Raw genomic sequence first — 20,119 nt, forward strand, 5'->3', positions numbered from 1 at the left:
GTATCATTTAGGAGGAAGCTAAAAATGTCTGTCAGACTGGAATTAAAACATCTTTCAAGTTTCATCGGACAAAATGAATACACGGCGATTGCCCCGCAGATCCGTCAGGCCCATGAGGCTCTGCATTCAGGAAATTGTGTGGGCAATGATTTTATCGGATGGGTCAACCTTCCTACCGATTATGATAAAGAGGAATTTTCCCGTATGAAAGCGGCGGCGGAAAAAATCAAGTCGGATACCGATGTTTTTATTGTGATCGGCATCGGCGGTTCTTATCTTGGCGCACGTGCGGCAATCGAATTTTTAAATTCCCCGAATTATAACTTGGTCAGGAAAAATACCCCGGATATTTATTTTACCGGCAACAGCATCAGTTCATCCGCGCTGAGCGAGCTTTTAGAGCTCTGCGAGGGCAGGAACGTTTCCATCAACATGATTTCTAAATCCGGCACTACGACCGAGCCGGCAATCGCTTTCCGGGTGCTCCGCAAGCTTTTGGAAGAGAAATATGGTAAGGAAGAAGCACGCAAGAGGATTTACTGCACCACCGACAAGGCGCGCGGCACCTTGAAGCAGCTTGCGACGAAGGAAGGCTATGAAACCTTTGTGATTCCGGATGACGTCGGCGGCAGATACTCTGTGCTGACGGCTGTCGGCCTTCTGCCCATCGCGGTCAGCGGAGCCGATATCGACGCGCTGATGGCCGGCGCGGCAAAGGCGCAGCAGGAGCTGAACAATCCGGACTTGGACTCCAACGCGTGCTATCAGTATGTAGCCGCCCGCAACCTTTTATACCGCAAGGGAAAAGAAATTGAAGTCCTTGTCAGCTATGAGCCGTGTTACTCCATGATGTGCGAATGGTGGAAACAGCTGTTCGGCGAGAGCGAAGGCAAAGATCATAAGGGCCTTTTCCCGGCTTCGGTTATTTTCTCGACCGATCTGCATTCCATGGGTCAATACATTCAGGATGGCCGACGTTCCCTGTTTGAGACGGTTGTTTTATTCGATAAAGCGAAAAAAGATTTGTTTATAGAAACAGACCCTGAAAATGTTGACGGCTTGAACTTTCTGCGGGGAAAGAGCATGGCCTATATCAATGAAAAAGCATTTGAGGGAACTGTTCTGGCACACGCTGACGGAGGTGTTCCCAGCGTTGTACTCCGCGCACCCGATTTTTCTGAAGAGACGCTCGGCTACATGGTTTATTTCTTTGAAAAGGCCTGTGCGATTTCCGGAAGCCTGCTCGGCGTAAACCCCTTCAACCAGCCCGGAGTCGAAAGCTACAAGAAAAACATGTTTGCCCTTCTCGGCAAGCCGGGTTATGAATCGGAAAAAAGTGCTTTGGAGGCGAGATTAAAGAACTAGCAAAAGCAGGAGTTTTCTCCGCTTTTGCGGAAATAATATAATATAGGAGGAGTTTTCATGATAACTCTTATCGTTGGCAAAAAAGGTTCAGGAAAAACAAAAAAGCTGATCGAAAGTGCAAACGACGCAGCAAAAAAGTCAAACGGCAATGTTGTAGTCATTGAAAAGGGTCTGAAATTGACCTATGATTTATCCCATCAGGTAAGGCTGATCGACAGCGACGCATACGGAATTCAGGGTGCGGACGCACTCGTTGGTTTTATCAGCGGTATTTGTGCAGGAAACTATGACTTGACGGATATTTTTGTTGATTCCACCTTAAAGATAATTGGGCATGATATGAAAGCCCTCGTACAGTTTACTGAAAAGATGAATGCCCTTTCCACGCAGGCCAATACCAGGATCTCACTTCTTGTTTCCGCAAGCAAAGAGGAGCTGCCGGAGGAAATCCGCTCCTTCTCCGTTCAGAGCTAAGGGCAAACCTTTCTTTCATAATGCTGCCGCAGGCGTTTCGTCTTCGGCAGCTTCTTTATGAATATGAATATATTGTAATTTTCTATTGACAAAACATAGATAAATCTATATAATAAGCTAATGTAGCGCTGAGGTGTAATTATGCTTCTTGATTTGAAAAAGGTGTTTTCCGACAGAGAGGAAAGCTGTTCCTTTGACTACCTGCTGGATTTGTCATCTACCGATATCAATGGCTATCATCCTTTTGTTTCACCTGTGAAGGTTCGGGGGACCGTGAAAGGTCAGGACGGCTTTGCGCAGCTTAACGCCGAGGTTTCGTTTGAATTTTCCATTCCGTGCGACCGATGCATGAAGCAGATCGATAAATGCTATCATTATACCTTTTGGCACACCCTGGTGTTGTCTTTGGAAAACGAGGACGATGTCAGCTATGTGGAGGTTCCCGATTACCAGCTGGATTTGGATGAGCTGATCCGGGCGGATATTTTGCTTGAGCTGCCGTCCAAGTATTTATGCAGCGATGATTGCAAAGGTCTGTGTCCTTCCTGCGGGAAAAATTTGAATGATGGAACATGCGATTGTGATTTTCATCAGATTGATCCTCGTTTGGAGGCTCTTAAAAAACTAATAGATTAGTCTGAGTTTTATAAGGAGGTGCTGAAGATGGCGGTACCAAAGAGTAAAGTGTCGAGTGCAAGACAGAATAAAAGACGTTCAAATGTTTGGAAGATGAGTGCTCCTGCTCTGGTGAAATGCCCTAAATGTGGCGAGTTGAAAACTCCGCACAGAGTTTGTGGCAGTTGTGGTTACTACAACGGCAGGGAAGTAATCAAAAAAGAAGCATAAGCTTTGTTTGATTTTCCAAAAATGTAGAGAAGGAGCGATCCTTCTCTTATTTTTTTATGAAATCTTTGTGCAGCAGAGGAGTTATTATGTCAGTTAAGATTCTATCGGTCGATCAGGACAGCCCTGCCGAAAAAGGGAAGATATTGCCGGGGGAAACGCTTGTTTCCATCAACGGCAATGAGATTAACGACGTTCTGGACTACCGCTTTTACGAGACGAGCAAGAACCTGTCCCTCCTGCTGACGGACAGCGGCCAGAATCCGCGTACGGTCTCCATCCGAAAAGGGGAATACGAGTCGATCGGGCTGGAATTCGAGACTTATTTGATGGATGAGCAGCATTCCTGCCGCAACAAATGTATTTTTTGCTTTATTGACCAGCTGCCGAAGGGAATGCGCAGTACCCTTTACTTCAAAGACGATGATTCCCGTCTCTCTTTTTTGTTCGGAAATTATATTACGCTGACCAATATGAGCGATCATGATGTCGACAGAATCATAAAAATGCACATCAGCCCCGTGAATATATCGGTTCATACCACAAATCCCGAGCTTCGGGTAAAAATGATGGGGAACCGGTTCGCCGGGGAATCGCTTCAAAGTTTGTACCGGTTCGCGCAGGCGGGCATCAAGATGAATACGCAGCTCGTCGTCTGCAGGGGAATCAACGACGGGGAAGAGTTAAAACGCAGCTTAACCGATCTGGGAAACCTCTATCCCGCGGTGCAGAGCATTGCCGCCGTGCCGGTCGGCCTGACACGGTTCAGGGAAGGGCTGTTCCCGCTTGAGTCGTTCGACAGGGATTCTGCGGAAGCGGCTGTACGGATTCTCGAGGAATTCGGGGACCGCTTTACAGCCAAGTTCGGGGAAAGGATCTGCTATGCCGCGGACGAATTTTACCTGAAGGCGGGACGTCCCATCCCGCCAGCCGAATTCTACGGCGATTTCGACCAGCTGGAAAACGGGGTGGGCCTGATGGCGAATCTGAAACAGGAATTTGAGAGTGCTCTGGAGGATTTTCAGGCTCCTTCCAAACCCCGCCGCGTTACGCTGGTGACAGGGACAAGCGTTTATAATTTTCTTAACTCTTTACTTGACGAATTAAGAATAAAATGCAATAATTTAGCATGTAATCTGATCCCAATTATGAATCATTATTTTGGGGATACCATAAATGTTACGGGACTGGTAACCGGTACCGATATCATACGGCAGTTAAAGGGGAAAGATTTAGGCGATGAGCTGATTGTGCCCGCCGTTATGCTTCGCCGCGAAGGGGATATTTTTCTGGATGATCTTTCCCTTGACGATCTGAGCAAAACCTTGAATATAAAAGTTACCGTATCTCCCAATGACGGATATGAGCTTTTGAATACAGTATTAGGGAGTTGATGTGATTGGCTAAACCTGTAGTTGCAATTGTAGGCAGGCCAAATGTCGGAAAATCGACACTTTTTAATAAATTGATCGGTGAACGCCTTTCCATTGTAGACGATACCCCGGGGGTTACCAGGGACAGAATCTACGGAGAATGCGAGTGGGGGAACCGAACCTTTTCCATTGTCGATACGGGCGGTATTGAACCCGATTCCGGCGACGTGATTTTAACGCAGATGAGGATGCAGGCCCAGCTTGCGATCGACGCGGCGGATGTCATTGTGCTTGTTACGGATATCCGTACGGGCGTTGTGGCCACGGACTCCGATATCGCGGCTATGCTGCTGAAAAGCGGAAGACCCGTGATCCTCTGCGTCAACAAGTGCGATACGATCGGGGAACCTCCGGCGGAATTTTACGAGTTTTACAATCTGGGGCTCGGCGACCCGGTGGCGGTTTCCTCCGTCCACGGCCACGGTACCGGCGATCTGCTCGACAGGATTGTGGAGCATCTTCCCGCAGAGGAAGAAGACGAGACCGACAGTGAAATCATTAAGGTCGCCATCATCGGCAAGCCGAACGTGGGGAAATCTTCCCTCGTGAACAAAATTTCAGGCGAGGAAAGATGCATCGTTTCCGACATTGCCGGCACAACGCGGGACGCGATCGATACGACCATTGAAAATCAGCACGGACGTTTTACGCTGATCGATACCGCCGGGCTCCGCAGGAAAAGCAAAGTGGACGATTCCATTGAAAAATACAGTGTCATCCGTGCGCAGATGGCGATAGAACGGGCCGACGTCTGTGTGATCATGATAGACGCCTCGGTCGGGTTTACCGACCAGGATTCCAAGGTGGCCGGTCTGGCGCACGAAGCGGGGAAGGGCTGCGTCATTGTCGTCAATAAATGGGATATTATAGAAAAAGACGACCGTACCATGACAGAATACCGCAAAAAGCTGGAGGACGATTTTTCTTTTATGTCCTATGCCCCTATGATCTTTATTTCAGCAAAAACAGGCCAGAGGCTCGACCGTCTCTTTGACCTGATCAAGCATGCCGCGAATTCCAACTCCATGCGGATTGCCACAGGCATGCTCAACGATGTCCTGGCGCAGGCTGTGGCCAGAGTCCAGCCGCCGACGGACAAGGGAAGGAGGTTGAAAATCTATTACATGACACAGGCGACGGTCAAACCGCCTACCTTTGTATGCTTTGTAAATTCCGCACAGCTGTTCCATTTTTCGTACCAAAGGTATCTTGAAAACCGAATCCGAGAGACTTTTGGACTGGAAGGCACCCCCATCCGGCTGATTGTGCGCGAGCGAGGAGATAAGTAAGGAGGAGTTACTGATGTTCAGTTATCTTAGAGATTTTGCACTGCCATCGGTTTTAGTAGCGCTTGTTTCATATTTCTTAGGAAGTATCAGTTCTTCTATCATTTTTACAAAAGTATTCGATAATAATGTGGATATCCGCACGCTGGGCAGCGGAAACGCGGGAGCGACCAATGTTCTGCGTTCCGTCGGCGTCAAGGCTGCGATTTTTACCTTTATTTTTGATTTTGCCAAAGGCGCGGTTTCCGTTATGATCGGCAGGGCGGTTTTTCAGTATGTCTGCAGCCAGGCTGCGGTGCCCCTGATGATAAACCCGCACGTTGTGGCGCAGTACGGCGCCTATATTGCGGGTGTGGCCTGCGTTTTCGGACATATTTATCCGATTTATTTCGGTTTCAGAGGCGGAAAGGGCGTACTGACCAGCGCCGCAATGATCGCGTTGATCGACTGGCGTGTGTTCCTGATCGTGATCGGTGTGTTTCTGGCTTTGTTCCTGAGCACCCAGATTGTCTCGCTGTCCTCCATCTGCGCGGCGGCGGCTTTTCCGGTTGCCACATTCATCATTACCTTTTTTATCGATTTCAGAGGAAATCAGGCGGCCGCCGGGCCGGTTCCGATTTCTTATGTATGGATAACGACCGCCGTTGCATTTTGTATGGGCTTTGTTCTGATTTATAAGCACAGAACCAATATTGAAAGAATCAAGAACGGGACCGAAAAGAAAATCACGATTAATCACAAAACATAAAAGCAGTGCCGCTATGAATTCCGGTCATAGCGGCACTGCTTTTATATCCACTTTTTTACGCAGAAAAAAGGAGCCCTTCAAGGCTCCTCTAAACATAATGTTTTTTTGATCAGACGGCCCGGGTTACCTTGCCGGAACGCAAGCAACGGGTGCAGGCGTAAATACGCTTAGGAGTACCGTTCACAACTGCTTTAACACGCTTAATATTGGGCTTCCAAGTTCTGTTCGCACGTCTGTGTGAGTGGGAGACCCTAATACCGAAAGCCATATCCTTGCCACAAACATCACATTTTGCCATGTGTCTGCACCTCCTTTAAAAGGACTGTTTATAGAATCGCAACAGTAGTATTCTATCAGATAATAAATGGAATTGCAAGCCTTTTCCTGCCTTTTTTGATTATATTGTGCCAGAAAAATGAATTTCAGCGATAAACCTCCTGGTTTTTACCGCCTTGCTTGTTTTTTAGGCCGAAAGGTATTATAATAATATTCCATAAAGGAGACTATGATATGCTGTTTAACATGATAAGTGATGTTTTTTCAGGACAGCCGTTTGACATGGCTTCCGCTTTATCCCAAATACTGGCTACCCTGTTTATCATTTTCTGCATTCTGCCTCTGCATGAATGTGCGCACGGCTGGGTTGCCTACAAGCTTGGCGACAAAACTGCCAAATACAGCGGCAGACTGACTTTGAATCCGCTCGCCAGCATTGACCCGGTCGGTTCGCTGTTCCTTCTTCTGTTCGGCTTTGGCTGGGCGAAGCCGGTTCCGGTTGATTCCCGGTATTTTAAAAACCCGAAACGAGATATGGCCATCACGGCTTTGGCGGGACCCTTGTCCAACCTGCTGGCGTCTCTTGTCGGCGCCATGATTTATCAGGGGCTTTGGATTGCGCTGAAAGCAAATGTCCCTGCGTTTGTGCAGACCTTCTTTATCGCCTATATCACGATCAATGTCGCCCTCGCGGTGTTCAATATGATTCCGCTTCCGCCGCTGGACGGTTCCAAAATTCTGGGTGCTTTTCTGTCCAGTAAAGCGCTTTACAATTATTACAGGTACCAGAACATTATCATCATGATCGCCTTCGTGGTATTGTTCAGCGGTATGCTCCGTGTTCCCCTTGCCGTCCTGCAGAGCGCCTGCCTGAACGTTGTACTGTGGCTGGCGGAACTTCCGTTCAAACTGTTCGGCCTGTTATAAAAGGGAAGGATTATGGAAAAACTATCCTATAGGCTGCCTGTTTTTGAAGGGCCTCTTGACCTGTTGCTTTATCTGATTGCCAAAAACAAACTGAATATCTGTGAGATTCCGATTGCCGAGCTTTTGGACCAGTACACGGAGCACATACAGGCAATGAAGGAACAGGACATGGATATCGCGAGCGATTTTCTGGAGATGGCGGCGCGGCTGGTCTATATGAAAACCGTTTATCTGCTCCCGAAGCACGAGGAAGCGGACGAGCTTCGGCGGGAACTGAGCGGACAGCTTCTGGAATATCAGGAATGCAAGCGCGTCGCGCGGGTTTTAGCCGAACATTTCAGCTTTAACGCTTTTGTCCGTGAACCTGCTGAAATACAGGTTGACCCCACTTACCGGCGCAATCATACGCCCGCGGAGCTTTTTAACGCTTACCATAACGCGGTGGGGAGGGGAAGGCGCCTGGTTCCGCCGCCTCCCGAAGCGTTTTCTCACCTTGTTACGCACAAAACCGTAACGGTTTCCTCACGGATCATCTATGTGCTGCGCCGTCTTTGGCAGAGAGACGGCATCAGATACGAAGAATTGTTTGAGGAAAAACGGGACAAATCCGATCTGGTGGCTACTTTTTTGGCGGTCCTGGAGCTGGTGAAAGGGAAGCGGGTGCGTATCGAAGGCGGAAGCTGCAGCGCGGTGGTAAAATTAATCAATGGCGGTGTGAAAAATTGGAGATCAAGAAATTTCAGGGAGCAATAGAAGCGATCCTTTTCTCAAGCGGAGATCCGGTTTCCATTGACAGAATAGCGGACGCGCTGGATCTGGACAAGTCCACCGTCGCGAAAATGCTTCAAAACCTGATGGACGAGTTCAACCGCGAAGAGGCGGGCGTCCAGATCGTAAAGCTGGAAGATCATTATCAGATGTGCTCCAATCCTCAATATGCCGAATATGTCCGCCGGATTCTGGATATGCGCCGCAACACCCCCCTGTCCCAGGCGGGCATGGAGGTGCTTGCTATTGTCGCCTATAATCAGCCGGTAACAAAGGCTTTTGTAGAGCAGGTCCGCGGTGTGGACTGTTCCGGGGTGCTGGGCAGTCTGACTGCAAAGGGACTGATCGAAGAGCGGGGCCGGCTGGAGCTTCCGGGAAGGCCGCTGCTTTACGGCACCACGCCTAATTTTTTGCGGTGCCTGAATATTTCTTCTCTCAGCGAGCTTCCGCCTCTTGAAAAATCACGGCAGGAGGAAAACGCGGCAGAGAAAATGGCGGACGTTTCCGCCGGATGACCGGATAAATGGATGAACTGCAGGAGGCATTATGACAGCTTTATTGATTGTTTTGGGAATCGCCCTGTTCCTTTTTGTCCTTTTGCTCTTTCCCGTTTCTGTTTCCGCCTGTTTTGAACAGGAGTTTTCCGCGAAAATCAAGTATTTGTTTTTCAGCTATCAAATTCCTTCGGAACCCCGGGAAACCGGGGAACCGGAAAAAACTGGAAAGGAAGAAACAGGAGAAAAAAGTGACGCATATTCAAAATTTAGGGACATAATAAAGCGTAAGGGTTTATCCGGTTTTTTGGACATCATCAGTGAATTTGCCTCCATTGCCACAGGAGCGGCTAAAAACCTTTTTTCTCACGTTGTCATTCAGCGTATTTTTGTTGATATTGCAGTTGCGGATGAAGACGCCGCGCAGGCTGCCATTTCCTACGGATGCACCTGTTCCGTGGTTTATCCCGCAATGGCGGTGCTTGTTACCCGGGTGAAATGCAGGGACTATCATATCCATATCGCTCCCGACTTCAATGAGAAGGAGAGCCGGATTTTCTTTACCTGCGAAATAAAAACAAAACTGCTTTTTATCCTTTCGTCCATGCTGCCCGCGCTATTAAAATCATTGATGCTGCTGAAAAAAATAAAAATAAACCCAACGAAAATCAAAAAAACGACAGATAAGGCGGTGCATTAAAAATGAGCGATCATCCTATTGAAGGCATGATGAATACAACTCTGGAAAAAATCAAGCAAATGGTTGACATCAATTCCATTGTCGGTGACCCGATTACCGCACCGGATGGATCCATTATTATTCCGATCTCCAAAATCAGCTATGGGTTCGCTTCCGGCGGTTCTGACTTCCCAAGTAAAGTCCAGTCGGAAAAGAACTTTTTCGGCGGAGGTACCGGAGCCGGTGTTTCCATCAATCCGGTGGCTTTCATTACGATTTGCAACGGATCGGTGAAAATGCTGCAGATTGACCCTTACAACAATACCGTGGACAGAGTGATCGGCATGTTCCCCGATGTGGTCGATAAAATCAGCGGCCTTTTTAACAAAAAGGACGAAGGAAAAAAATCAAAGAACCCTGAAAACAAAAACGGGGATGATGTTTCACAGACAAAAGGCGTGAAACTGGACGACCCGCAAATATAATTTTTCAATATTGAAGCAACCGCTTGCATATAAATTGATAGGCAGGTGGTTGTTTTGTTAAAAAAGAAAATATCTTTATGGCTATGTCTGTTATTTTTTTCTCTTTCCTTTCCGGTTTCCGTGTGGGCGGATGGCCAGCCGCAGGTTTCCGCAAAATCAGCGGTGTTGATGAACGCGGACAATGGGCAGGTACTATACGCGAAGAACGAAGATGACAAACGGCCCATGGCAAGCACGACAAAAATCATGACGGCTCTGATTACGCTGGAAACCGCCGCGGTGGATAATAAAATCGTTACCATAACGGACAGCATGGTTCGGGTAGAGGGTTCCTCCATGGGCCTGAAGCCCGGCAACAAGCTCAGCCTGAAGTCTCTGGCGGAAGGGATGCTGGTCGTTTCGGGAAATGACGCGGCCAACTCCGCGGCCATCGCCATAGGCGGTTCCTTAGATGCCTTTGCGGAGCTGATGAATCAACGGGCGCAGCAGTTGGGCATGAAGGATACCCATTTTGTCACGCCCTCCGGCCTGGACAATTCGGAGCATTATACAACAGCCAGCGATCTGGCTAAATTGGCCATGGCGGCGATGCAGAACCCCGATTTTGCGGCAATCGCCTCCCAAAAGGCAGTCACCGTGCAATATGTGAATCCGGTTCAGACCATCCGCTTTACCAATCACAACAAGCTGCTGAGCATGTATGAGGGCTGTATCGGGGTAAAAACGGGCTTTACCAAAAAATCCGGAAGATGTCTGGTCTCTTCGGCGGAGCGGAATGGGGTCTGTCTGGTCGCGGTTACGCTGGATGCGCCCGACGACTGGAACGATCATCAGAAAATACTGAATTACGGGTTTGCGCAATTGTCCTCGTATCCCGTTGACGACTCCTCTTTCACTGTGCAGATCCCGGTTGTGGGCGGTTCGTCAAACCGGATTATGGTGAAGGGCAGCACGGGGAAAGAAATCGTTGTAACCGCTGATGAAATACCGAACATAAAAAGGACTGTTGAACTGCCCTCTTTTTTTTATGCGCCCGTACAGGAGGGGCAGACGCTCGGCGTTGTCAGGTACACGCTGAATGGGAAAACGCTTGCCACCACGGACCTGATTGCCGACGGGCAGGTCCCGAGAGCTGCGATCCACAAAAACAGGTTCCAGATATTTTGGGACTGGGTAAAAAATCTGTTTTTATAAATGAAATATAAAGGATGTATTATACGATGGCAAAAGATGTTAGGCTGCAAAAAATGCTTGCGGACTGCGGGGTTGCTTCCAGAAGAAAGGCGGAAGAAATGATTTCCGCCGGGGAAGTAAAGGTAAATGGCATTACAGCAAAAATCGGCGATAAGGCAGATCCGAAAAAGGATAAGGTCAGCGTGAACGGCAGGCTGCTGGACACTCATGTGAAGCCAATCTATATCATGCTGAACAAGCCGCGCGGCTTTATCACCACCATGAGTGATGAGATGGACCGGAAATGTGTGGCAGAGCTCATTAAGGATGTGCCGGAGCGTATTTATCCGGTGGGCCGTCTGGATCGGGAGTCCGAAGGGCTTCTGCTGATGACGAACGACGGGGAATTTGCCAACGCGATGACCCACCCGTCGCTGCATATTCCCAAAACCTATCGCGTAACGGTGCATCCTTCCATTTCGGAAGACCAGCTGACCCAGATAGCGGTGGGCATCGTAATCGACGGCAGGAAAACCGCGCCGGCCAAGGTCAATGTTCTTTCCCAGGAAACCGGGCGCGTGGTGCTGGAAATCGTGCTGTACGAAGGCAGAAACCGCCAGATCCGCAAAATGTGCGAACAGCTCGGTCTGGAAGTAGCGCGGTTAAAGCGGATTGCGGTCGGTCCTGTAAAGCTTGGAATGCTCCAGCCCGGAACGTGGCGGCCCCTTACCGCTGAGGAAGTCAAAAAGCTTGCTGCCGGAGCAAAAGCGGACAAGCAGCATAAAGAAGCGGGGAGTGAAGCGGATGATTTCCATTCTGACATTAAACGACCGAGACAGAGCCGCCCAAATCATACGGCCCCTTCCCGCCGCAGAAAATAATGCGCGGGTTCTCGTGATGAGGGAAGGGGAGCGGGAGCTGGGATATGTGGTCGTCGACATGCAGTCTTCGGTGATCCGGATGCTGAAAATGGAAATCGCCGGGTGCGAAAGCCTGAAAGAGCTGGATGCGCATGGCCTTTTGTGCGCGGACAGCATGCTCCGGGCCGCCGCCTCCTACGGAGCGGCGATCGGCGCCTATCGGATGGAATCCCGGATAGACGAACTTCAGGAGTTCCTTTCCGGATGCGGTTTTCTATGGTCAAATGATAAATTCACAAGTCCTCTGTCGAATTTTATAAAGATATGTCAAAAATAAACAAAATTTTTCGGAAATACTTGCTAACTTCTTTGTAATATATTATACTTAATTTGATTTCGTTAATTTTTTTACATGAAAATTCAATATAAAACGGAGGAATGGAAAATGAGTAAGGTCGATTGTGCGGAACGGCTGCATACCGCCCGTGACACGGCGAAAAATGCGACAGGCTATCGACGTATCAGCACTTTATTTGACGTAGGCAGCTTCAATGAAATCGACAGCTTGTCCAGGTCAGGGGAAGACTATACGGAAGTTGTTGCGGGTTATGGCACAATTGAAGGCGTACCCGCTTACGCTTTTGCCCAGAACAGCGACGTTGCGGGCGGTGCCATGTCGAGCGCACAGGCTGCAAAAATCAAAAAGCTATACAATCTCGCCCTTAAAACAGGACTTCCCGTCGTTGGGATCTACGATTCTATCGGCGGCCGGCTGAAAGAGGGCGGCAATATGCTGGCGGCTTACGGCGACATTCTGTTGACCGCCAATAATCTTTCGGGCGTTGTTCCTCAGATTTCACTCGTGCTGGGTCCCTGCATCGGTACATCCGCTATGATCGCCGCCAGCGCCGATATTGTGGTGATGTCGGATAAGGGCGAGCTGACCATCGATACAAACGGGGAACACGGTTCCGCAGATGAGGCCGCGGAGCTGGGCGTTTGCCATCTTGTTGCCGGTGGCGAGCAGGACGCGATTTCTTCCGTACGCAAGCTGATTACCCTTTTGCCTTCCAATAATCTTTCCGGGGCCCCGGTCTTGGATATGCAGGGCTCCGCCGACACGGCCGACCTGACCGATGACTCCGACATCCATTCCATTCTTTCGGCGGTTTGCGATGACGACAGCTTCCTGGAGCTCAGTGAAAAATACGGCAAAGCCGCTGTTACGGGACTGTCCGAGATTGACGGCTCAACCACGGGCGTCGTTGCCCTGACCGGCGTGCTAAATGCGGATGCCTGCGCAAAGGCGGCGCGCTTTGTAAGATTCTGCGATGCGTTTTCGCTGCCGGTCGTCACCTTTGTAAACGCTGAAAAATTCACTTCCCTGCCGGAGGCTTCCAAGCTGTCCAGCTGCTATTCGGAAGCAACGACCGGAAAAGTCACCGTCATTACCGGCTCGGCTTACGGTCCGGTTTACGTTGCGGCGGCCGGACGCGGAGCCAATGCCGATTACACCATGGCGTGGCCGAACGCGGTAGTTTCTCCTCTTGCACCGGAAACTGCGGCCGTATTTCTTTGGAATGACCGTCTGGCGGGTTCCGCCGATCCTGTTGAGGACCGTAAGCGGTTGATTGAAGAATACAAAACGACGGAAGCGTCTCCGTTTGGCGCCGCCGCCCACGGATTTGTGGAAGACATTATTCTTCCGGAAGAAACAAGAATCCGCGTGATTGCCGCCCTGCAGATGATATCGGGCAAAAGAGTTTCCGGTCTTCCCAAGAAACACAGCAACATTCAAATATAGTCACCGCAGATCCATTTGAATTATTTAGGAGGTCAAACATATGAAAAACCTTAAAATAACCGTCAACGGCACTGTTTATGATGTTCAGGTTGAAGAAGTAAGCGGTTCTGCTCCTGGAGCTGCGGCTTCCGCGCCCGCCGCACCGGCTGCCAAGGCCGCGGCCCCCGCTCCTGCTCCGGCAAGTGCGCCCGCTGCACCTGTGCCGGCGCCGGCTCTCGCTCCGAAGGCGGCTGTTCCGGCCGATGCGGAACTGATTTCCTCCCCGATGCCGGGCACGATCGTTTCCGTTAACGTAACTGCGGGCCAGACTGTGAAAAAGGGCGATGTCCTGCTTGTTTTAGAAGCGATGAAGATGGAGAATGAGATTATGGCTCCGCACGACGCTGCTGTCGCGGCGGTTCATGTAAACAAAGGGGACAGTGTTGATTCCGGCACTCCTCTTGTTTCCCTCCAGTAAGGGGGCATTATCATGGCTAAAAAAATTGGAATTACCGAAACGATTCTGCGCGATGCTCACCAGTCTTTGATTGCAACCAGAATGCCCATTGAAGACATGCTGCCCATCCTCGATAAGCTCGACAAGGTCGGGTACCATTCCCTGGAATGCTGGGGCGGCGCCACCTTCGACGCCTGTCTCCGCTTCCTGAATGAGGATCCGTGGGAAAGATTGAGGACCCTGCGCAAAAATTGCCCGAACACAAAGCTGCAGATGCTTTTCAGAGGACAGAATATGCTTGGCTACCGTCATTACGCCGACGATGTACTGGAATATTTTGTCCAGCGTTCCGTAGCGAACGGCATTGATATTATCAGAATTTTTGACGCCCTGAATGATATCAAGAATTTGAATGTCGCCATCAAGGCTGCCAAAAAAGAGGGCGCTCACGCACAGGTCGCTATTTCCTATACGACCGGCCCGGTTTTTACGCATGAATATTATATTGACTATGCGAAGAGGATCGAGGAAACCGGAGCGGATTCCATCTGCATTAAAGATATGGCCGCTCTTTTAACGCCTTACGAGACCTACGACCTTGTCAAAGCCATCAAATCCGTGGTCAAAATCCCGGTTCAGCTGCATACGCATTATACCTCCGGCCTTGCTTCCATGTGTGAGCTGAAGGCCGTGGAAGCCGGCGCCGATCTGCTTGACACGGCCATGTCTCCTATGGCGCTGGGAACCTCTCACACTCCGACGGAGTCCATGGTGGCGGCGCTCAAGGGAACGGAATACGATACCGGCCTGGATTTGGTTCTGCTCAACGAAATCAGGGAATATTTCATGACCCTGAGGGCAAAGTACATCAAGAGCGGTCTGCTTGACCCCAGCATGCTGGCGACAAACACGAAGGCCCTGATTTATCAGGTGCCGGGCGGAATGCTGTCCAACCTGCTTTCACAGCTGAAGCAGGCCGGCAAGGCAGACAAACTGGAGGAGGTTCTTCAGGAAGTCCCGCGTGTCCGCAAGGATTCCGGCTATCCGCCGCTGGTTACGCCTACGTCCCAGATCGTCGGTACGCAGGCTGTGTACAATATCATTACCGGCGAGCGTTACAAAATGTGTACGAATGAATTCAAGGATCTGGTGGCCGGAAAATACGGCTCCACTCCTTTGCCGGTCGACGACGAGTTTGCGAAGAAGATTATCGGCGACACGCCGAGAGTTACATGCCGCCCGGCCGACCTGTTGCAGCCCGAACTCGAATCCCTCCGCAAAGAGTGCGCCCAGTGGACGGAGCAGGAGGAAGACGTCCTTTCCTATGCCCAGTTCCCGAAGGTCGCTACCGACTTCTTCAAGAAACGCGCGGAGAAAAAATACGGTATTGACGGAAAGCACGCGGATGCCGAAAAAATGGTTCACCCAGTCTAATATCCATTTCCCGATCAATTCAGCCCCAGAATTGGGGCTGAATTGTTTTGCTATAGTTGACAATTCCTATGGAAAACTGATATTATTATTAATAATGCTCTTTGTTCAAAATGGAAGAGAGCCCTGCACGATAAATTGAAAGTGAATTGAGATGATACTGCGTGATTAAAAGCATGACGGGCTTTGGAAGATGCGAAGAGATGATCAGCGGAAGGGACATTATCGTTGAGATTAAATCCGTGAATCACAGATATTTTGAATTTTCATCCCGAATCACCCGCGGATACGGCTTTTTGGATGAGAAATTGAAATCATACCTGCAAAGCAAAATTTCCAGAGGAAAAATCGACGTTTATGCTTCCATTGAGACCATGGAGAATACGGATGCCCAGGTGCTGGTCAACCATTCTTTGGCAGCGGGATATGTGAATGCGCTGCGGGAGCTTGCGCAGCGGTACAATCTGCGGGACGATATTTCCGTGGGGACCGTTTCAAGATATTCCGATATCTTCACCGTTCATAAAGCGCCCGAAGACGAGCAGATCATTTGGGATTCCGTCCGGCAGGTTACCGACCGGGCGTTAACTGCGTTTCTGAAAATGAGGGAAATAGAGGGGGAACGCTTAAAGGCGGATGTTTTGCAGCGTGCGGAAACGATTTTGCAGACGGTCGGGAAAATTGAGGAGCGCTCTCCGCAGACCGTAAGCGAATATCAGCAGAAGCTGACCCAGAAGCTGACCGAGCTGTTGAGCGACAGCAATATCGACGAACAGAGAATCCTGACCGAAACTGCTATTTTTGCCGATAAGATCGCTGTCTCTGAAGAAACCGTACGGCTTCGCAGCCATTTTGAACAGTTCTCCAATATGCTGAATTCCAATGAGGCGATCGGCCGTAAGCTGGATTTTATCGTACAGGAAATGAACCGTGAGGCGAATACCATCGGTTCCAAATGCATTGATTCCCAAATCGCGTACATGGTTGTGGACATCAAAGCGGAGGTTGAAAAAATCCGCGAACAGATACAAAATATAGAGTAATCATTGCCAAGGCAATGGAGGGGGATATCTTTATGAAGCTTATTAATATCGGATTTGGCAACATGGTTTCCGCCAACCGGCTTGTTGCGATTGTCAGTCCGGAGTCCGCTCCGATCAAACGCGTGATACAGGACGCGAAGGAGCGCGGCACTTTGATCGACGCAACCTATGGCCGCCGGACCAGAGCGGTGATTATCACGGACAGCGACCATGTGATTCTGTCCGCCGTGCAGCCGGAAACCGTCGCCAACAGGCTGAATGACCGCGAAGAGGACCTGACCGATGAGGAGCTTGAAGACGATGAAGAATAAGGGGCTTCTGATTGTATTTTCCGGTCCGTCAGGTGCGGGGAAAGATACTATCCTGAAAAAGCTGCTGGAAAAGAATCCGAATATCCGCTTATCCGTATCGGCCACAACCCGTCAGCCCCGTGAGGGAGAAGTCCACGGCAGAGATTATTTTTTTGTGGACAGAGATGAATTTATCAGAATGACGCAACAGGACGAAATGATTGAAAGCGCGGAATACTGCGAAAATTTTTACGGTACTCCGCGCAAACCGATTGATAATTGGCTTGCAAATGGGGATGATGTCATTTTGGAAATCGAAGTGCAGGGCGGGTCCCAGATCAAAAAGAAGTGTCCCGACAGCGTCAGCGTTTTTATCCTTCCTCCATCGCTCGCGGCGCTTGAGCAGCGGCTGAAGAACCGCAGAACGGAAAGCGAAGAAGCGGTACAAAAAAGGCTTGCCGCCGCCAGAAATGAAATCCTGGAAGCAGTCCACTACGATTACGCTGTGATTAACGATACGGTCGATCATGCGGTCGACGAAATTATTCATATTATTTGTGCCGAAAAGCATAAGGTAAAGAGAGATAATCTTTTAATTGAAAGGATACTGAATCATGCTTAAACCATCCGCAGATTTGATTGTAAAACCAAATCAAAGCCGTTATTCCCTTGTGATCGCTGTTTCAAAAAGAGCGAGAGAAATTGCGGCCGATGCTGAAAACAGGGGAGAAATCCTGATTGAAAAGCCGGTTGATATGGCCGTTCATGAATTGATGGAAAATAAATACAGGATTGTCGAGCCCGACAGCCGTTCCAAAGAATAATCCGGCGAGGTATAAAATGTCCGATTTTACCATTGCGAAAGTAGCGGTAGATAAAACCGTTTATCATTTTGATAAAGCTTTTGACTACACGGTTCCCTCCGGGCTTCTCGCAGCGGTGAAACCGGGATGCCGTGTAATGGTGCCTTTTGGCGGGGCCGACAGCAAGCGGCAGGGAATGGTCCTCGCTCTGACCCATCGGGACAGCGCGGAAAAACTGAAGCCGGTTTTGGAGCTTCTGGACCCGGCTCCGCTCCTTTCCCGGGAGGCGCTTCGCCTTGTTGTCTGGCTGAAGGAGCATTATTTCTGTACGCTTTATGATGCCGTCAAACTGCTTTTGCCAACGGGAATCAACTTTAAAATCAGAACGGAGTATTCGCTTGCCGTTCCCATTCCTTCTTTGGATATGGACGGCTTGGACGAAGTTGAAAGACAGATCGTTCTCTATCTTTCCCATGCCGGCGCCGGCGTCGGCCGTGATAAGCTTTTAAAGGAGCTGGGGCTTTCCGGTGATTCCAATGTCCCCGAAAAGCTCTGTAAGGCAAACGTACTGGTCAAGAGCAGCGGAACAGTCCGGCAGGTGGGAGACGCTTCGCAGAAAATGGTGCGGTTAACCGAAAATCAGGAACCGCATAAACTGACGTTGAAGCAGAAAAGCGTTTACAATCTTCTCAGCGACGTCGGCAGCGCTTCTTTAAAGGAGCTCTGTTATTTTGCGGGTGTTACCCCTGTGGTTGTGAACGCGCTGGTCAAAAAGGAACTCGCGCAATACTACGAGATTGAAATTTATCGGAATCCCTACGATCATATTCAGAACGGCGGGCCCGCGGAAGATATCGTCCTTTCTGCGGAGCAGCAGCAGGCATACACGAATTTATACCGGCAATACGCTTCCGGCAGCGGCGGCGTTTCTTTGCTGTACGGTGTTACCGGCAGCGGAAAAACGTCCGTTTTTATGAAGCTGATCGATGCGGTCAGATCGGACGGCCGCGGCGTGATTGTGATGGTACCGGAGATTTCGCTCACCCCTCAGACGATCTCTTTGTTTCACCAGCGCTACGGAAGGGACGTTGCCGTCTTTCACAGCGGACTGAGCCTTGGGGAGCGCATGGACGAATGGAAAAGAGTCAGGAACGGAGAAGCGCTGATCGCGGTTGGGACGCGTTCGGCGGTTTTTGCTCCGTTTGAAAATCTGGGACTCGTTATTTTGGATGAGGAACAGGAATACACCTATAAATCGGAATCTTCTCCGCGCTATCATGCGCGGGATGTGGCAAAATTTCGCTGCGCTTACCATAAGGCGCTGCTTGTACTGTCCTCGGCCACTCCGTCCATTGAAAGCTATTATCTTGCACAGAATGGGCACTACAGCTTCAATGTGCTTTCCACCCGCTACGGCAATGCCGTCCTTCCGGAAGTAACGGTGGTGGATATGAATGCGGAGGTGGAAAGCGGAAACAATACGATTTTGAGTTCGGTTCTGCATCAGGCATTGGATGAGAACCTGAAGAACGGTCGTCAGTCGATTATCCTGCTGAACCGCAGGGGATATAACACGTTCGTTTCCTGCAAGGCCTGCGGCCATGTAATGACGTGTCCGAACTGCAGCATTTCGCTGACATACCACTCCGCCAATCACCGCCTGATGTGCCATTACTGCGGCTATTCCATGCCGCTGATCAAAGAGTGCCCCCAGTGCCATGAAAATAAGGTCCACTTCACCGGTTACGGCACGCAGCGGGCCGAACAGCAGCTGCAGGAGCTCTTGCCCGATGCGCGTATACTGAGGCTGGACACCGACTCAACGATGACGCGGTTTGCCTATGAGAAAAAGCTCCGGCAGTTTGCCGAAGGAGAATACGACATTATCATCGGGACGCAGATGGTCGCAAAAGGGCTTGATTTTGAAAATGTTACGCTTGTCGGTGTGCTTTCGGCCGATCAGACGCTTTACAGCGACGATTTCAGAAGCTATGAGCGCGCGTTCGACCTTCTGACACAGGTAGTCGGCCGTTCGGGCCGCGGTCAGTTTGCGGGGAAAGCGATTATTCAGACCTTTACCCCGGAAAACGATATTATCAAGCTTGCCGCCAGGCAGGATTATCAGGAATACTATGAAGGGGAAATTGCAATCCGAAAAGCGATGCTCTATCCTCCTTTTTCAGATATTTGTGTTGTCGGTTTTGTGGGCGGTACGGAAGCGAAAGTGCGGGAAGCCAGCAAAACCTTTTTAAATATGCTGACAACTCTTGCGCAAAGCGAGTATTCCGGGCAGCCGATGAGGGTGCTGAACCCCTCTCCGGCATTAATTGGGAAAGTAAGTAATAAATATAGATATAAATTGATCATTAAATGCCGCAATCGTACAAAATTCAGGGAAATGATCTCCCGCCTGCTGATTCAGTTTGCGGGAGTACGTGAATTTTCCTCGGTATCGGTATTTGCGGATATGAACCCTGACAGTATTATGTAACTTGGAGGTA

The 20,119-nt window shown here is 49.8% G+C and carries 24 protein-coding genes; 23 read left to right on the plus strand and 1 reads right to left on the minus strand.

The window, feature by feature from the left end; all coding sequences use genetic code 11:
• Positions 1-24 precede the first annotated feature (24 nt).
• The 7 genes from VXK30_RS08625 (at position 25) to plsY (ending at position 6,149) form a co-directional block, all read left to right on the plus strand.
• A complete protein-coding gene (locus VXK30_RS08625) occupies positions 25-1,365 on the plus strand; it encodes a glucose-6-phosphate isomerase (RefSeq protein ID WP_275715726.1) in 1,341 nt (446 codons plus the stop codon).
• A gap of 57 nt (positions 1,366-1,422) precedes the next feature.
• Complete coding sequence (locus tag VXK30_RS08630) at positions 1,423-1,839, plus strand: hypothetical protein (protein WP_275715728.1); 417 nt, start codon at positions 1,423-1,425, stop codon at positions 1,837-1,839.
• Positions 1,840-1,980: 141 nt separating this feature from the next.
• Positions 1,981-2,475, plus strand: a complete 495-nt coding sequence (locus VXK30_RS08635) for a YceD family protein (RefSeq protein WP_275715730.1) — start codon at positions 1,981-1,983, stop codon at positions 2,473-2,475.
• A gap of 27 nt (positions 2,476-2,502) precedes the next feature.
• Positions 2,503-2,685 (plus strand): 50S ribosomal protein L32, encoded by a 183-nt coding sequence (gene rpmF, locus VXK30_RS08640; protein ID WP_275715732.1) that lies wholly within the window; start codon positions 2,503-2,505, stop codon positions 2,683-2,685.
• An 86-nt stretch (positions 2,686-2,771) separates the two neighbouring features.
• Complete coding sequence (locus tag VXK30_RS08645; protein WP_275715734.1) at positions 2,772-4,076, plus strand: DUF512 domain-containing protein; 1,305 nt, start codon at positions 2,772-2,774, stop codon at positions 4,074-4,076.
• A 5-nt stretch (positions 4,077-4,081) separates the two neighbouring features.
• Positions 4,082-5,404 (plus strand): ribosome biogenesis GTPase Der, encoded by a 1,323-nt coding sequence (gene der, locus VXK30_RS08650; protein ID WP_275715736.1) that lies wholly within the window; start codon positions 4,082-4,084, stop codon positions 5,402-5,404.
• A gap of 13 nt (positions 5,405-5,417) precedes the next feature.
• Positions 5,418-6,149 carry a glycerol-3-phosphate 1-O-acyltransferase PlsY gene (gene plsY, locus VXK30_RS08655; protein ID WP_275715738.1) on the plus strand — a complete coding sequence of 244 codons (732 nt, stop codon included), beginning with the start codon at positions 5,418-5,420 and terminating at the stop codon, positions 6,147-6,149.
• Between the two features lie 109 nt (positions 6,150-6,258).
• Here plsY and rpmB read toward each other — a convergent pair whose 3' ends face one another.
• Positions 6,259-6,447, minus strand: coding sequence for a 50S ribosomal protein L28 (rpmB, locus tag VXK30_RS08660; RefSeq protein WP_081928271.1), 189 nt, complete (start codon positions 6,445-6,447; stop codon positions 6,259-6,261).
• Between the two features lie 212 nt (positions 6,448-6,659).
• On the opposite strand from rpmB, the gene VXK30_RS08665 reads away from it, so the two are divergent.
• The 16 genes from VXK30_RS08665 to priA all read left to right on the plus strand — a co-directional run bounded on the left by VXK30_RS08665 (position 6,660) and on the right by priA (position 20,109).
• On the plus strand, positions 6,660-7,352 hold the full coding sequence (locus VXK30_RS08665) for a site-2 protease family protein (RefSeq protein ID WP_275715741.1): 693 nt from the start codon (positions 6,660-6,662) through the stop codon (positions 7,350-7,352).
• A 12-nt stretch (positions 7,353-7,364) separates the two neighbouring features.
• Positions 7,365-8,105, plus strand: a complete 741-nt coding sequence (locus VXK30_RS08670) for a segregation and condensation protein A (RefSeq protein WP_275715743.1) — start codon at positions 7,365-7,367, stop codon at positions 8,103-8,105.
• Positions 8,075-8,635, plus strand: coding sequence for an SMC-Scp complex subunit ScpB (scpB, locus tag VXK30_RS08675; RefSeq protein ID WP_275715744.1), 561 nt, complete (start codon positions 8,075-8,077; stop codon positions 8,633-8,635). Before VXK30_RS08670 ends, scpB begins: the two co-directional genes overlap by 31 nt.
• Positions 8,636-8,921: 286 nt before the next feature.
• On the plus strand, positions 8,922-9,314 hold the full coding sequence (locus tag VXK30_RS08680; protein ID WP_275715746.1) for a DUF2953 domain-containing protein: 393 nt from the start codon (positions 8,922-8,924) through the stop codon (positions 9,312-9,314).
• Positions 9,315-9,316: 2 nt separating this feature from the next.
• On the plus strand, positions 9,317-9,778 hold the full coding sequence (gene ytfJ, locus VXK30_RS08685) for a GerW family sporulation protein (protein WP_275715748.1): 462 nt from the start codon (positions 9,317-9,319) through the stop codon (positions 9,776-9,778).
• 45 nt (positions 9,779-9,823) lie between these two features.
• Positions 9,824-10,972, plus strand: a complete 1,149-nt coding sequence (locus VXK30_RS08690; RefSeq protein WP_442868000.1) for a D-alanyl-D-alanine carboxypeptidase family protein — start codon at positions 9,824-9,826, stop codon at positions 10,970-10,972.
• Between the two features lie 26 nt (positions 10,973-10,998).
• Complete coding sequence (locus VXK30_RS08695; RefSeq protein ID WP_275715750.1) at positions 10,999-11,832, plus strand: pseudouridine synthase; 834 nt, start codon at positions 10,999-11,001, stop codon at positions 11,830-11,832.
• A gap of 16 nt (positions 11,833-11,848) precedes the next feature.
• Positions 11,849-12,148, plus strand: coding sequence for a hypothetical protein (locus VXK30_RS08700; RefSeq protein ID WP_275715752.1), 300 nt, complete (start codon positions 11,849-11,851; stop codon positions 12,146-12,148).
• Between the two features lie 108 nt (positions 12,149-12,256).
• The gene (locus VXK30_RS08705; protein WP_275715754.1) at positions 12,257-13,615 is read left to right on the plus strand and encodes an acyl-CoA carboxylase subunit beta; all 1,359 of its coding nucleotides are present in this window, start codon (positions 12,257-12,259) and stop codon (positions 13,613-13,615) included.
• A gap of 40 nt (positions 13,616-13,655) precedes the next feature.
• On the plus strand, positions 13,656-14,072 hold the full coding sequence (locus tag VXK30_RS08710; RefSeq protein WP_275715756.1) for a biotin/lipoyl-containing protein: 417 nt from the start codon (positions 13,656-13,658) through the stop codon (positions 14,070-14,072).
• 12 nt (positions 14,073-14,084) lie between these two features.
• The gene (locus VXK30_RS08715) at positions 14,085-15,485 is read left to right on the plus strand and encodes an oxaloacetate decarboxylase subunit alpha (RefSeq protein ID WP_275715758.1); all 1,401 of its coding nucleotides are present in this window, start codon (positions 14,085-14,087) and stop codon (positions 15,483-15,485) included.
• A 161-nt stretch (positions 15,486-15,646) separates the two neighbouring features.
• Complete coding sequence (locus tag VXK30_RS08720; protein WP_275715760.1) at positions 15,647-16,525, plus strand: YicC/YloC family endoribonuclease; 879 nt, start codon at positions 15,647-15,649, stop codon at positions 16,523-16,525.
• Positions 16,526-16,557: 32 nt separating this feature from the next.
• Positions 16,558-16,836, plus strand: a complete 279-nt coding sequence (gene remA / locus VXK30_RS08725) for an extracellular matrix/biofilm regulator RemA (RefSeq protein WP_219966407.1) — start codon at positions 16,558-16,560, stop codon at positions 16,834-16,836.
• Positions 16,826-17,437, plus strand: coding sequence for a guanylate kinase (gmk, locus tag VXK30_RS08730; RefSeq protein ID WP_275715765.1), 612 nt, complete (start codon positions 16,826-16,828; stop codon positions 17,435-17,437). Before remA ends, gmk begins: the two co-directional genes overlap by 11 nt.
• Positions 17,430-17,639 (plus strand): DNA-directed RNA polymerase subunit omega, encoded by a 210-nt coding sequence (gene rpoZ / locus VXK30_RS08735; RefSeq protein WP_275715767.1) that lies wholly within the window; start codon positions 17,430-17,432, stop codon positions 17,637-17,639. The genes gmk and rpoZ overlap by 8 nt, the downstream gene beginning before the upstream one ends.
• 16 nt (positions 17,640-17,655) lie before the next feature.
• On the plus strand, positions 17,656-20,109 hold the full coding sequence (priA, locus tag VXK30_RS08740) for a replication restart helicase PriA (RefSeq protein ID WP_275715769.1): 2,454 nt from the start codon (positions 17,656-17,658) through the stop codon (positions 20,107-20,109).
• Positions 20,110-20,119 lie beyond the last annotated feature (10 nt).

Source organism: Caproiciproducens sp. CPB-2 (assembly GCF_036287215.1).
Lineage (GTDB): Bacteria > Bacillota > Clostridia > Oscillospirales > Acutalibacteraceae > Caproiciproducens.